14 protein-coding genes, 2 riboswitches and 1 other annotated feature are annotated in these 14,941 nt (G+C 35.2%); all 14 genes read right to left on the bottom strand.

All coding sequences use genetic code 11. From position 1 onward, the window contains the following. Window positions 1–31: 31 nt before the first annotated feature. The gene (locus tag AB8S09_RS09730; protein ID WP_294180797.1) at window positions 32–622 is read right to left on the bottom strand and encodes an ECF transporter S component; all 591 of its coding nucleotides are present in this window, start codon (window positions 620–622) and stop codon (window positions 32–34) included. 149 nt (window positions 623–771) lie between these two features. Further along, the gene (locus AB8S09_RS09725) at window positions 772–2,289 is read right to left on the bottom strand and encodes a hypothetical protein (RefSeq protein ID WP_294180799.1); all 1,518 of its coding nucleotides are present in this window, start codon (window positions 2,287–2,289) and stop codon (window positions 772–774) included. Between the two features lie 253 nt (window positions 2,290–2,542). Beyond that, window positions 2,543–2,714, bottom strand: a riboswitch (cobalamin riboswitch). Window positions 2,715–2,780: 66 nt separating this feature from the next. Continuing rightward, window positions 2,781–2,978, bottom strand: coding sequence for an alpha/beta-type small acid-soluble spore protein (locus AB8S09_RS09720; RefSeq protein WP_294180801.1), 198 nt, complete (start codon window positions 2,976–2,978; stop codon window positions 2,781–2,783). A gap of 156 nt (window positions 2,979–3,134) precedes the next feature. Continuing rightward, window positions 3,135–3,962, bottom strand: coding sequence for an energy-coupling factor ABC transporter ATP-binding protein (locus tag AB8S09_RS09715; RefSeq protein ID WP_369869023.1), 828 nt, complete (start codon window positions 3,960–3,962; stop codon window positions 3,135–3,137). A 13-nt stretch (window positions 3,963–3,975) separates the two neighbouring features. After that, entirely contained in the window at window positions 3,976–4,755 is a 780-nt protein-coding gene (cbiQ, locus tag AB8S09_RS09710) for a cobalt ECF transporter T component CbiQ (protein WP_294180806.1), read from the bottom strand. An 18-nt stretch (window positions 4,756–4,773) separates the two neighbouring features. Then, window positions 4,774–5,103 carry a hypothetical protein gene (locus AB8S09_RS09705; protein ID WP_294180808.1) on the bottom strand — a complete coding sequence of 110 codons (330 nt, stop codon included), beginning with the start codon at window positions 5,101–5,103 and terminating at the stop codon, window positions 4,774–4,776. A gap of 2 nt (window positions 5,104–5,105) precedes the next feature. Next, on the bottom strand, window positions 5,106–5,774 hold the full coding sequence (locus AB8S09_RS09700; RefSeq protein ID WP_294180810.1) for an energy-coupling factor ABC transporter permease: 669 nt from the start codon (window positions 5,772–5,774) through the stop codon (window positions 5,106–5,108). A 149-nt stretch (window positions 5,775–5,923) separates the two neighbouring features. Continuing rightward, a riboswitch (cobalamin riboswitch) is annotated at window positions 5,924–6,095 on the bottom strand. Between the two features lie 87 nt (window positions 6,096–6,182). Beyond that, complete coding sequence (locus tag AB8S09_RS09695; protein ID WP_294180812.1) at window positions 6,183–6,698, bottom strand: tryptophan transporter; 516 nt, start codon at window positions 6,696–6,698, stop codon at window positions 6,183–6,185. A gap of 250 nt (window positions 6,699–6,948) precedes the next feature. Next, window positions 6,949–7,193 (bottom strand) — a binding site (T-box leader). An 8-nt stretch (window positions 7,194–7,201) separates the two neighbouring features. Further along, window positions 7,202–7,633 (bottom strand): CBS domain-containing protein, encoded by a 432-nt coding sequence (locus AB8S09_RS09690; protein WP_294180814.1) that lies wholly within the window; start codon window positions 7,631–7,633, stop codon window positions 7,202–7,204. Between the two features lie 147 nt (window positions 7,634–7,780). Next, window positions 7,781–7,960 (bottom strand): hypothetical protein, encoded by a 180-nt coding sequence (locus tag AB8S09_RS09685; protein WP_294180816.1) that lies wholly within the window; start codon window positions 7,958–7,960, stop codon window positions 7,781–7,783. Between the two features lie 190 nt (window positions 7,961–8,150). Then, window positions 8,151–8,546 (bottom strand): HNH endonuclease, encoded by a 396-nt coding sequence (locus tag AB8S09_RS09680; RefSeq protein ID WP_294180819.1) that lies wholly within the window; start codon window positions 8,544–8,546, stop codon window positions 8,151–8,153. 354 nt (window positions 8,547–8,900) lie between these two features. Beyond that, window positions 8,901–10,904: a fructose-1,6-bisphosphatase gene (locus AB8S09_RS09675; protein ID WP_294180821.1), complete on the bottom strand. Its 2,004-nt coding sequence runs from the start codon at window positions 10,902–10,904 to the stop codon at window positions 8,901–8,903. A gap of 118 nt (window positions 10,905–11,022) precedes the next feature. After that, window positions 11,023–12,540 carry a phosphohexomutase domain-containing protein gene (locus AB8S09_RS09670; protein WP_294180823.1) on the bottom strand — a complete coding sequence of 506 codons (1,518 nt, stop codon included), beginning with the start codon at window positions 12,538–12,540 and terminating at the stop codon, window positions 11,023–11,025. A 51-nt stretch (window positions 12,541–12,591) separates the two neighbouring features. Further along, on the bottom strand, window positions 12,592–14,757 hold the full coding sequence (locus AB8S09_RS09665) for a heavy metal translocating P-type ATPase (RefSeq protein WP_369869060.1): 2,166 nt from the start codon (window positions 14,755–14,757) through the stop codon (window positions 12,592–12,594). Window positions 14,758–14,941: the final 184 nt, after the last annotated feature.

The raw sequence follows: 14,941 nt of genomic DNA, 5'->3' as shown, positions 1-14,941 counted from the left end.
GATTTTACACTTGATTTAATTAAAAACAAGTCTACTTATGTCTTATTTTAAAAACGGCAGTAACAACAGATGCCGTAATAAGCACGGATAAAATCATTTCTGGTATTCCATTTGTAAAGGCCACTGCCAATATACCCTTTTTAGCCGCACTCAAGCTTATATTCAATGCTTTTGAATAAGGCTCCAGATATATAAGATATATCATTCCCAGTACACCAACCGTATTTATCAATGAACCGGCTGCAGCAGCTATACCTACAGAAAAAACCCTTCTCTTTATTTTTATAGCTTTAAATACATAATAGCTTCCTATTCCTATAAGCACTCTCGGTAAAACCGATACCAGAGGGTTCATAAATACAAAAGAAACAGGTGAAGGTGTAGTTATAGACTGAATCACACTGAATATACCAAAAATAAGCCCCACCATGGAACCTACCAACGGTCCCTCCAAAATAGCACCTATTATAACTGGAATATGCATTATAGTAGCTTTTACCGGTGGAATAGGTATAAAACCAAGTCCTGTTACGCCAAGTACGACAGAAATTGCAGATAACATGCCGATTATAGTAATCTTTCTAACGGTCAGCTTTGACCATTCATTAACTTGTCTTTCCATAATTTTCCTCCGTTGTTATTCATTACGATATAACACGGAAACCTCCTTCAAAAAAATTTTAGTTCAGTTTTTTTATAAATACCGACGATTTTATTCTATCACTTTTATCAAAAAGTTCAATAAATCAGTTAAAAAAAACACAATATCTTTTAACCCCTGCGTATTGGGAATCCCCCATTAAAATATTCCTCGGGATACAATAAATCTATAACTTTACTTCTGCTGCACTTTCCTTTCTCCATAAATACATCAGGTATCCCGCTCAAATTTACCCTTATATTCTCCAGTGGAAATATATCACATATATTATCTATACACTCTGCCGCAGAATTATTTCTTGATTTTTTTATATATTCCAATATGTTCTTCCCCTTTAGCCAACCCGAGTTTTCATATTCTTTGTCATAATTCAATATGGTGCATTTCAGTTTATGTTTATCGCTGCCGGATATAGAGGACATAAAAAAAGTTTTAACCATAATATCGTCTATAGGCAGACTATACCCCGCAAAAATTATATGTTTTGCATTTTTCATAAGAAGTCCCATTTCAGTCTTAAGTTCTTCTAAAATAGGGGCATTTCTCTTCTTTGAAAGGCTCTGTATTATGAGATTCATATCATATGGATAAGTTATCTGGCCGCAGTAGGGACATTCTATGGCACCTCTCTCATACAACTTCTCCTTCTCAGTGGTGTATTTCCAATTTTTCTGAAGAGGTTTTAAAATGGACGGTCCAAAAATTTCGGTAGACAGCCTATCCCATTTTTCTGCAAAGCTTATTATCGATTTGCCGCATTCAGGACAAATCCTAGTTCCAAACATACCGTGTGGAAATAGTATTTTCCCTATTCTTATTATCCTAGAAGGATAATTATAATCATTTATGCTCTTACATTGAGGCTCATCTGTAACATAACATATACCTGACTCACCATCATCCAGCTGGGTAGAAGATATCTGGGTTCCAAAATCATCGTAAAGCTGTAATTTTAAGCCATCTTTCAATTTAATCGGATTCTGGTTTCTCTCCTTGTGTACATTAAATAGATTCCAGAGAATTACAGGATCCCAGTTAAAAGATATTATGGCATAGGAAAAAAGATAAAAACGTCTTGTATTTCTCTTATAATTTCTGTTTTCAAATGCCTGTGCTTCTTCTATCATGAGATCAGTAAGCACTTTTGCAAACTCATAATAAGGTTCCATTTTTTCTCTATCCGTGTAACCTGGAACATTTTGAATGCTAAATCTCTCCAATTCTTCAATAATCAAAATAAGGCATCTCCTAGCTGCCTTGACCCTCTCTGCCCTCAAAAATTGTGTTCTTCCATTTACAAAAGCATTGAATCCCATATTGTTGTCAATAAGTTGATCAAGCAGGGTGAAAAGTTCATGCATATTGATCTTGTTATTTGTATTTACTATGGCTTCAAGGGCCCTTAAATCATATATCTCTGATATTTTTGAATCTTCAATCAGATCCTCAACAATCAATTTTTTAAAGGCACCGGCCAGTTTTTCGTTTTTCCCTTTCAAAAAAGAAAAATCGCCTCTACTAATTTTTGAAATAAGCTGCATCAACTCCTTGGTTGCATGGAGCCCCAGGCTTTTAGTTGCACCGGCTCCCCAGAGTATAACGGTTTCAGGCCAATATTTCTCAGACATGATCTTATCCTTCCTTTCAGAAACACTTGATATTATTATAAACCAATGTTACAATATTTAAAATATAAAAAATGCACCTATTTATCCATGACAAACAAGTGCATTTTTAAAGGGATTAGATATGTTTAAGTTAACACCAACATATATAAAAAGGGACTTCTTTTGGAAGTCCCTAATTACCACACTACAAAACTCTGTCACTAAAAATAACAGCAGTATTACAATTGATAAATCCTTCCCTCCGAAAGATTACTACATACCTAGACACAGGCAGGTCTCCTGACTATCGGTTCATCCTTTTTTCCCTTCCCAGAAACTTTCCAGTGGAATCCAAAATCGTCACCTTATACAGTAGCGGGGGCTGTAAGGGTATCTCACCCTATTCCCTTTTAATTATCAACTAAACCTTATGCCTTTTTATTAAGTTATATTCTATATTATATACTTACTGTCCATATTCGTCAAGTGAAATTTTTTTACATTCACGTTTTTTACTTAAGTCCCTCTTCATAGGACTGTATCATTTTCTTTACCATCTGTCCTCCGATGGATCCTGCTTCTCTAGATGTAATATCTCCATTATATCCATTTTTCAAACTTACTCCTACTTCTCTAGCTGCCTCCATTTTAAATCTATCAAGAGCTTCTTTTGCGTCTGGAACTAAAGATTTTCTTCCATTGCTTGCCATATTAATTCCTCCTTTTATCCACATAGATTTTTTATTGAAGTATTTTATTAATTGTGTATTTAGAGTTTATGCATTTCGTAATTTTATAAACTATTAAATTAATAGCAAATATGAAAAAATCACTGAAATCTTGTTAAAAATTCCAGTGACAGTACATCATTTTTTATTTTCTAAAACATTCTTAGCTTGTCCAATAGTAAGAGGAAGGGTATCAACTTTTAATACTCCATCTTTCTCCAGTATTTCAACAAGATGGGCTACTCTTGGAAGCCTTAAATTAATTTTCCGAATAAGCTCCTTCTGATTAAATACTTCCTTGGTAGTGCCTCCCATCACAATACTTCCCTTATCCAAAAGATACACTGTATCAGCTAAAAGGGGAACTGTATCTACATCATGTGTTGCAAAGATCAGGGTAATTCCAAGTTTTTCATTTATTGAATCCAAAAGCTTAATTAATTTATATACCCCTCTTGGATCAAGAGCTGCGGTAGGTTCGTCCAATACCATAACTTGAGGTTTCATCGCAAGAACACTTGCGAGAGCAATCCTCTTTTTCTGTCCTCCGCTTAAATTATGCGGGCTCTTATCATCATATCCTGTCATTCCAACCACTTTTAATGCCCATGCTATGGTATCCTCCAGCTTTTTTCCCTTCATTCCCATATTTAAAAGTCCATAGGCTATTTCCTGACGAACTGTGGAATTAAAAAGTTGATCATCGGAATCCTGAAATACCATACCTACCATCTGCCTTATTTTGACCAAGTTTTTTTTGCATACCTGCAGTCCGTCTATTGTAATAGTACCTGATTTAGGTTTTGAAATTCCATTAAACAGGTGAAAAAGTGTCGACTTGCCTGCACCATTTGGTCCTAGTATTGCCACTTTCTCACCTTTTTCTATCTTCATATTAACATTTCTAAGTGCCATGCTGCCGTCACCATAGGCATAGCTGACATCATCCACTTCAATAAGTGACATAAATTATTCTCCTTTAAATAAATATATTTACAAGAATTAAAACCAACAATAAAACCGCTATTAAAATTCCAAAGCGAAAATCTTTAACCGGAACAGGATAAGTAAAAAACTTGGCTTGTTTACTATCTTCGTTATATCCCCTCGAAAGCATGGCATTATAGACTCTCACACTTCTATCCAGGGATTCTATCATGACATACACCGCTATTTTTCCTGTATCTTCTATGCGCCTCAGCCAGCTGGATCTATCTCCCATACGGCTCAGTTGGGCGTGTCTCATATTTTTTCCCGTATCCTCAATTATGAATATATACCTGTACATCATATCAGCCAAATCTATTATAATTGAGGGAACTTTAAGTATCCTGAGTGTCTCAAGTATTTCAATCATAGGAGTGCAAAAGGAAAGTATACATGCCAAGCTAACTGCTGCCATTATTCTGAGCATCAACAAAATTCCAAGTGATAGTCCCTCGCTGTATATGTTCAAATGATAGGCTCCAATGGGAATATAGGTCAAAACAGTTTCCCCATTTGTAAAAAGTACACTTACAAATACAAGCCATGCTATACTAAATGGTATTAAAAGCCTTTTTATAAGCCTCTTCCAGGGAATACCCAAAGTATAATATCCAATTATAGACAGTACCCACAAAAACACTATGAGGTACCATTTGGAAAGAAAAGTTGTTATTACAATTGCACTTAGAAACAATACGGTCTTTACCCTTCCGTCCAAACGATGTAAAAAACTTTTATTTTTAGATATCCTTCCAAATGAAGATAGTTCCATAATTCATTCTTCCTCTAATTAATTTTTATCTTTGCTGGATTCGCCAAACAATTTTTCCCAATGATGTCCTACTATCATACCCGCAAAAAAATTTGCCACGGAAAAAGCTCCCACCTGTGCATCTCCAGGAAGTTCGATAAAAGGCTTGTGCTTACTAGAAGCCATGGTATTTACCTTGTCATCTGTACCTCCACCTTCCATCTTATGATTTACCATATATTTCGACGCTCCAAATATGAAGACAAATAAAATTATCATAACTATTAACATAACACGGGTAAAGCCATCAAAAAATTTAATACTTTTTCCCTTATTATTTCCATTTTTTGTATTACCATTTGATTCCATAATTACTTTGCCTCCTTTTCTCTGAGCACTCCCGGCAACAAATCTGGACGTCTCTTTACCATGGCCTCGAGAACTAAGGCTGTAAATATAGCTTCCGCAATGGCTAAAGGTATTTGTGTAGGTCCATACCCTAAAAAGAATATCATCCACTGTTTCATCAAAGGAACATGTCCATGTAAACTTATTGCCAATTCCAAGGCAGCCACCAGATAAGTAACTATATCTCCCACAAAACCTGCTACACCTGCTGCAAGCCAAATGGGGCTCTTAAAATGCCGCAAAATTTTCCAGCACAGATATCCCAAAATACCCGCCGATATACCCATTGAAAAAGTGTTTGCACCAATAGTGGTTATACCTCCATGTCCTAAAAATATAGCTTGAAAGAACAATACAATAGCTGAAATCACACCTGTAGCCCAGGGCCCAACAACAATAGCAGCTAAAGCTGTGCCACAGGGATGAGAACAGGAACCTGTTACGGGAACGGGAATATGCATACATGATATAACAAATACAGCTACTCCCATCATTGCTAAAAATGGTTTATAATACAAATTTTCCTTAGCTCTTCTTTTTATTTCTTTAATACCAGGCACCATAAACACGGCACTTATCGCATACCATGTTCCCCATGCCTGCGGTGATAAAATACCATCTTCAATATGCATTTTTAAAATACCTCCAGTTTAATTGTAAGATTTTTAACAAAAAGCCAAATAAATCATAACCCCTCAGCAAATGCTAAGTGGTTATGATTTATCTGAAGAATCATAAAATTTCATCACCTAAGTCACCTCCCTATCACTCGTAGAGTCAAATGGTCACTAACATATAGGCAGGTCTTCTGACTTGGATTCATCACCCTTACAGCCTTCCCAGTTTCCCAGTGGCATATATTGCAAGGATTCCTCTTTTACAGCGGCGGGACCGTGCAGACTTTTCATCTTGCTTCCCTTTTAAGCAAAAGCACCTATATATTCATATTATATTTTAAAATAAAATTAAAATTATCATTCAATCAATAACTAAAATAAGTTTCTCACAAACTTATAAAACTGTCAAGTTAAATTTACCATCTAAGCATGGCTTATCTTTCCCCTCTTTACTGCTATACTTATTATATTGAATAAAATAATACCTACTACGGTATTTATAGCAGCTGCAGGTAAGACTACACTTAAAAACAATACCTTGAAGCCGGTGCTGAGTCCTACTGTAAACAAAACCACCGATAAAAATGTAGTTCCACTCACTACTGTACCAACTGCCGTGGCCAGTATTATATTTATTTGGCTGCTTATTCTATCTCTAAGGGGTTTTATCAGAAAAAACATTACATTTATAGTCACCAGCCTGTCAATTATATTGGCAAATTGTCCTCCTGGAAAGGCAGAAGTCGCCGCCGCCAAAATTCCGGCCACGGCACCAGAGCAAACACATATTTTATAATCTCTATTGAATATAAGTATTACAAAAAGCATGGCCAGAGATATATCCGGTTTCATGCCGAACAAAACTGGAGGCACCACTTGATGCAGAACCGCACCTACTGCAAGTAATATTGAATTTATAATCATTTTTTTCAAATCCATAATTTACACACTCCTAAAAATTAAAATCATAATTTTAAATATTAAACTCTAAGACAACACTCCAAATTTATACATATATCTTAAATATTTCTCTCATAACATAATAAACACCACCAATTTTCACATTTTCCCATCAAGTGATTCTTAGGTCCAGGTGGAGTTTACTTATAAGGAATACTTTTCTCAACCTGAAACTTAGAAGAACTTATCCAGACGTGCAGCATTTAGATAAAAAAAAACTCCATCCTGAAAACAGGACGGAGATTTCCGCGGTACCACCTAAATTGTGCTTTAAAAAAGCACCTCTTTTTTCGGATACAAACATATCCTATCCATTATAACGTATGGCCAACGTTAACCACTACTTTCTACACCGGGTAGATTTCAATTTACTCCTCTTAGGTCCATTCACTACATATTTGGTGCCGGGATCCCACCTTCTCCGGCTCTCTTCAACTTGAGTACATAGTTACTCTTCCTCGTCAAAGGATTTAATATTTGAATTATACAATGTCAATTACATTATTCTTTTTATTAAACAATTGTCTATAACAATAATTTATTATGTCACTTCTCTTTATTATGCCTATAAACACGTTCTTGTCATCTATCACAGGTACAAAATTCTGATTTACCGCCAGTGATATCAGATCTTTCATATCCGAATTGATCCTCACTGATTTATTATTCATGCGGGTTGGAATTTCCCTTAAAAGCACCCCATCGGTATTTTTGAAATTCAAATCAGGAGTATTTTTAAGCTTCCAAAGCAGATCACCTTCAGTAAGAGTTCCCACATACCTGCCTTTATTATCAATAAGTGGAATAGCCGTATATCTGTACTTCTCCATTTTTTCCAATGCTTGCTTCATAGTAGAATTTGGTGTTTCATAGACCACCTCTGCCTTAGGTGTAAGAAAAAATGCTACATTCATACCTTTTTACCCCTCAATAACTTTATTTATACAATATAGTAATTCAATTAGATAACTGGAAAAACTGTTCATCAAAATTTAAGCTCTGTCACCTCATGCCGGTAGGCCAATGTAAATTGGCCCAACAGCACAGGCTTTTAACAAATATTACTTTGAACACTCAGCTTCTACTTGAAGTAATTTTCTAAGTACATCCTCTATATTATCCGCCAATTTTTCATCAATCTTCATATTGTTTTCATTTACAGCATCAATCGCAATTTTCAAACCTTTAGTTATATTACTTATTTCCTCCAGTGTTAATAACATAAGTATATTCTCTTTCATGTCAATAACCCCCTTATCTAACTTAATTTTTTAGAAAGCGACTATTATCTATTATCCCTTTTTTATTTTGTAAAATTTAAGTTAACATAGAGTGTTTATTTAGAGATAATCTATAAATTAGTGTTTTTGTAAATATTTTTTATAGTAAACAGCAAATTTATAATTAATTTGCCGTTTATTTTTAATTTTATTAGAAGTTCGCTATAAAATCATAATATTCTTCCATCATAGATTCCGTGTATATCTTTCTGCCCATAAGTCTGTATATCACATCAAAACTTTTATATCCTTCTTTGTACAATTTACAATCTTTTAAAAGTTTTTTCAACATACCCTTATTTATTTGAAGAAGAGTAATCAATTCATCCAATGTATAGAACTTTTTATAAAGCAATTTCTCAAGTTTATGCTGCATTTCCAGCTTATATTTCAAATCCAATTTTCTATTCTTGTGAGGTCCATATTCTCCCCTGTGATGTTCAGGACACAAATATTTAAAATTCAAGGGGAAATCCACACCTCCCTGACTTTTATAAACTATATGATGTCTCTCCGCTGGCTTACCGCATATTTGGCATCTTAGCAATTTATTCCCTCCTAGTTTTCTCTAATGGATATTATAATTTATATTAACATTATAACACAGGTTGTACTGTATTACACTTACAAAAATTTATGAATTAACTAAATTATTTTTTATTGTTTTTTATTGTTTTAATAAAAACCACTAGAAGGAAAATAAATAATGCTACAAAAATAGGTACAGCCGAATAATATATTATTTTATCAAAATCAAAATTCATCAACCCAGCCCCTTCTTTACATACCCTGATATTTATAGAACTTCTACATCAAGAACAAAATTCCTTTAAAAATTATAACTTAAATTTAACTGCCCCGTCAAAATATTCAAATTTTGACGGGGCAGCCATTTGATGATTTATTCTACGTCATTATTGTTATATTCCTTGATAAGTCCCTTTCTATAGGCTATCAGAAGCTTTTCCAGATCAGCTATCTGTTTTTTAAGTTCCTTCCCTATATCCGTATCCGCTACTCTTTTTCTCTTTGCAGCATGTTCTAGAATTATAGTAGAGGATATGATATCTTTATCCTGCTCTACAGCATTTTTTATAGCTGAAAAAGGTTTATGGGAGGTAAGCAGCAGTCCATAGGAATTATATATGAGTGTGTACCCTGCAATTCCGGTCTCAGGCTGATAAGCCTTGCAAAAGCCGCCATCTATTACAAGAAGCTTTCCATTTGCCTTTATAGGACTCTCGCCTTCTTTAGTCTTTACCGGAATATGTCCATTTATAATGTGTGAGTTATCTGGATTCAAATTAAATTCTGACAATATATTCCTGCACACTTGTTCATTATCTCTATACTGATAGTAATAAGTTTTGGGCTCATAGTGGGATTCTTCGTCATCAATAAAGTACCTTTCAAAGGTGGTCATCCTGGTTTTCCCAAACATGGGTGAATCCTCTCCACACCACATGTACCAAACCATATCCATTGCATAATTTTTTGCAGCACTGTCGGGTTTCAAAAAATATGCATCCCTTGCTATCCTATCATATCTGTCCATAAGCTTTTTCCCGCTGTAGCTTATTTTACCTATCTTAACTTCCTTGAGACTTCCGTCCTTATTCAGGGGAATACAGCCGTGATACAGAAGGTTGGAATTATATACGAGATACATGCTTCCCTTTCCATATAAAAACTTAATATGTCTTTGAAGCTTCTCACTGTTTACAAAGGAATCAGTCAACTTTTCAATAATTTCCTCTTCCCTGCCTGTCAGCTTATAAGGATCATTCCAATCCATCGTGGGAAAACTGGTATCATTTAATTTATAGGTATGTCCATATACAGTTATCTCCCACTTTTTGCTATCTATTTTATCTAACAGAAGTCTGTCATCCATTTTAAACTCAGGGTGTCTTTTTATTATCTGTCCTTCTATCTTAAATTGCATTATGGCAATGGCCTTATGCATTTTTGCCAGAAGCTGCAGTTCATTTTTATTTACCTTTTTGTCCAGAGTTCTGGGAGTAAAGCTCCTGCAGGGATCATCACGATAAAATTCCAGAGCAAAAGTTGCAAGTGGAAGTAAATTTATTCCATAACCATCTTCTACAGTCTTTAGATTGGCATACCTGAGAGATATTCTAAGTACATTTGCCACACAGGCCTCACAGCCGGAGGCTGCTCCCATCCAGAGCATATCATGGTTCCCCCACTGAACATCCACAGAATGATGATCCATAAGGGCATCCATTATTATTTCAGCTCCAGGCCCCCTGTCATATATGTCCCCTATAATGTGAAGCCTGTCCACCACCAGTCTCTGTATTACGTTGGATATTGCTATAATAAATTCAGGAGCACGGTCAATGTCTATAATAGTCTTTATTATGCCGTTGTAATAAGCTTGCTTATCTACTCTGTCTTCCTGTTCATTAAGAAGTTCATCTATTATATATGAAAAATCCTCGGGCAAAGCTTTCCTGACTTTAGAACGGGTATATTTTGAAGATACATTTTTACACAGCTCGATTAATTGGTACAGTGTAACCCTGTACCAATCTGTAAGATCCGTTTCTTTTTCTTTAATGAGTTCCAATTTTTTTTCCGGATAGTATACTACTGTAGCTAAAGCTGCTTTTTGGTCCTCACTCAACGAATTTCCAAATACATCATCTATCTTCCTCTTAATAACTCCGGACGCATTTCTAAGCATATGGGTGAAAGACTCGTACTCACCGTGAATATCGCTTATAAAATGTTCTGTAGCTTTCGGTAAATTCAATATAGCTTGAAGATTTATAATTTCCGTACTCGCGCTGGATATAGTAGGATATTCCTTAGATAATAATTGAAGGTACCTCAAATCCTTTTCTATTACATCCAAATTGTTATCATCATAGAAAATCATTCTTGCTTTCTCCTTCTCAAATATTATAAAAATAAAAAATGATATACTATTAATATATTATAGTATATCATTTTTAACATGTATAGTACAAATTAAGGTATCTAGCATAGCACATATCCTATAAATTAAAGCTATTAATATCCAAATCCCTATATTTTGTGAAAAATGTTCTTAACCTTCTCATAATTATCTCTGGACCTGTTTCAGTATCCGATTCGATATTTAAACACATTACCGGTTCATGAAGGGAAAGCCTCAATAAAAACCATCCGTCTCCATTTTTCCTGTCACACTCAACTCTTATTCCTTCATAATCATTATTTGCTTCTTTCCATCCATTGACTTTCTCTGTATACTCTTTTAATTCTTCTATTATTCTGGAACCATATTCTCCAGGATTTTCTTTCAAAATGGAAAATCTAAATTCCAGGCTCTTAAGCGGTATTTTCAAATTCACTATTAAATCCTTTATATTTTTTCCCAGTTCTTTAAGTTTAGCCATCTTTACAAGTATCTTAGCTATCAAATAGGCACCGTCATCCAGAAAGTAATTTTCCCTCAAAGCTGCATGGCCCGAAGTTTCAATGGCCAAAAAACACTGCTGTCCCTCATTATTCAGTTTTATCCCCTGATCTATAACGTTTCTGTAACCTCTTTTAAATCTAAAATGTTTTCCACCTAGATTTTGGATAAATTCGCCCAATCCCCTGGAAGTCACAGAATCAGTAACTACAGTAGTACCCGGATGTTCCTCCAAAACTATGGAAGATATCAAGGCTATAAGTGCATTCCTATTTATACTTCTTCCTGAATCATCTACAATAGCTGCCCTGTCTACATCTGCATCGAAAACTATGCCCATGTCAGCCTTATTTTTAATAACTGCATTTTTCATGGAATCCATGGCTTCTTTAGCTTCCGGATTTGGAATGTGATTCGGAAAATTTCCATCCGGATCTATAAATTGGCTTCCATCGGTCTTTGCACCTAAAGGCTCCAGAACCTTGTCTGTGAAAAATCCGCCTGCTCCATTGCCTGCATCTACTATGATTTTAAATCTACTCAACGGTTTTTCATAATCTACTTTGGAATTTATTCCTTCCCTTATTTCTTTGACAAGTAATTCAGAATACTTATCTATAAAATCCACCTTTAAAACTCTACCATTACATGAAATTGCTTCACCGTTATCCCGCAAAGCTTCTGTCAATATATACTCTATATCTTCATTTTCACAGCCTCCCTCATCTGTAAAAAATTTTAACCCGTTATAATAATAGGGAAGGTGGCTTGCGGTTATCATAATGGAACCATGGCATCTACAAGTTGGATATACAGTTGTCATAAACATGGCTGGTGTGGTGCAAAGTTTGCAATCATATACGGTACATCCCAATTTTGAAAGCTCGCGGGATATAGTATCCTTAATTTGAGGTCCCGACAACCTTGAATCCATTCCCACAGCAACTTTTAATTTTCCTCTCTCAACATCTTTTTTATTCTCAAGCCATGCTACAAATCCTCTTGTTATCATTTTCACTCTCTCTAAATTTAAATTTACATCTCTCTTACCATTTTCAATGGCAACTCCCCTTATATCCGTTCCATTTTGAAGTTCATATAATTTTCCTCTCATATTTGTCCTCCACTTTTTAATTCTTAATGTATATTAACATTATACAACAAATTAAAATCTCAAGGTTCTCATAGAGTTTAATACTGCTATAATGGCAACTCCAACATCCGCAAATACCGCTTCCCACATATTGGCCATTCCCAAAGCTCCCAAAATCAAAATCACCAATTTTACTCCCAGCGCAAACACTATATTCTGTGTAACTATCTTTTTAGTTTTCCTCGCTATTTTAATTGCCACAGGTATTTTCGAAGGTTCATCCGTCATTATAACTACATCTGCAGCTTCTATGGCGGCATCTGAACCAATTCCTCCCATAGCCACCCCTACATCTGATCTTGCAAGTACCGGGGCATCGTTGATTCCATCTCCCACAAATGCAAGTTTATTTCTTCCATGATTCCTGTCATATATTTCTTCCAATTTTTTTACCTTATCATCTGGAAGAAGTTCTGCATACACTTCATCCACTCCTATATTTTCCGCCGCTTTTTCACCTGCTGAATAACTGTCTCCGGTTAACATCACTACTTTTTCTATTCCCATTCTTTTTAAATTTTCTACTGTTTCTCTGGAATCTTTTTTTATTTCATCAGATATAACTATATATCCTGCATACTCGTGACCTACAGCAACATGTACCACAGTTCCCATTTGCTGAACTTCTTTTACCGGAATTCCCTTATCCAGCATGAGGTTTCTACTTCCAACCGATACCTGTACGCCGTCTACAACAGCTTCCACACCCTTACCCGGGACCTCATTGCAGTTTTTTATCAAATCCCTTTTTATTTTTCCACTATAAGCTTTCAATATTGAAGTTGAAATAGGATGGTTTGAATAGGATTCAGCATAAGATGCATACTTCAAGACCTCTTCCTTTCCGAAATCCCCAAAAGCTTTTATATCCGTAACCTCAAACACTCCCTTAGTCAAGGTGCCGGTCTTGTCAAACACCACCGTATTCACATTATTCAATGCTTCCAGATAATTTCCTCCCTTTACAAGAATTCCATTTCTGGAGGCACTTCCTATTCCACCGAAAAATCCCAGAGGTATTGATATAACAAGTGCACAGGGGCAGGAAACTACCAGAAATATCAATGCCCTGTAGAGCCAGGTGGAAAAAATCTCTCCGCTGATGAAAACCGGGGGCAGCACGGCCAATACAATAGCCAGTATAACTATTATAGGAGTATAATATCTTGCAAATTTGGTTATAAAATTTTCAGTAGGAGCTTTTTTACTCCCGGCATTTTGAACCAGATCCAATATTCTAGCTGCAGTGGATTGTCCAAATTCTTTAGTCACTTTTACAGACAGCACACCATTTTTATTTATAAATCCACTCAATATTTCATCGCCTGAAGATACCGACCTAGGAACTGATTCACCTGTAAGAGCTGAAGTATCCACCATTGAACTTCCCTCTACTATTCTTCCGTCCAATGGTACTTTTTCTCCCGGCTTAATCAGTATCATATCTCCAACATTTATTTTTTCCGGAACAACTTTTATCATTTCACCATTTATTTTCACATTTGCGAAATCCGGTTTTATATTCATCAGATCCGATATGGACCTTCTGGAATGATCTACAGCTTTATCTTCAAAATATTCACCGATTTTATAAAATAACATTACTGCTATAGCTTCTGGAAATTGTCTAATGGAAAGAGCACCTATAGTCGCAACACACATAAGAAAATTTTCATCAAACACATGTCCTTTAATTATATTTTTAAACGCTTTCAAAAGTACTTCTTTCCCAATTATGAAATAGCTTATCAAATACAGTGCTATTTCTACTTTTAACTGGAAATTAAAAATTATAGCAATTGCATAGAGTAAAACACCAATTCCCAAAACTATATTTTCAGCTCTTCTGTTTCCCAATTCACGACTATCCTCATTTTTTTCAAGTTCATTGATTTCTCCGCCGTATAGAACCTTTACTTCAGGTTCTATGGTACTTACTATATCTTTTATCTTATTCACTACACAATCCAGTTTCTCTTCATCTTTCAGCTGTACAACAAGTTTCTTGGACAGGAAATCCAAATAAGCTGTTTTTATTTCAGGAATACCTTTTACCTGATTTTCAATTTTACCGGCACAATTGGCACAGCACAGATTTTGAAGTAAAAATTCTCTTCTTTGGGAATTGCCCCTGGCATCTGTATTCTCGCTTTCCTGTGACATTCCTCCTGCGGTCATGTTCATTTAAGCTCCCTCCATTTCCATTTTATCCAGGTACCTGATATTTTAATATTTATATATGAATATATGATTATTTGTTCATATGTTTATACTATTAGTATATTTATATAATGTGAAAATGTCAATACCATATAAAATTAGAGTTTCCCCATTTTTTTAGAAATGACTAGATGACAACTGT

The sequence above is a fragment of the Clostridium lapidicellarium genome (genome assembly GCF_041224415.1).
Classification (GTDB): Bacteria; Bacillota; Clostridia; order Clostridiales; family Clostridiaceae; genus Clostridium_B; species Clostridium_B lapidicellarium.
Note: the sequence above shows the minus strand (reverse complement) of the source record. Positions and strands in the feature narration are given on the sequence as shown.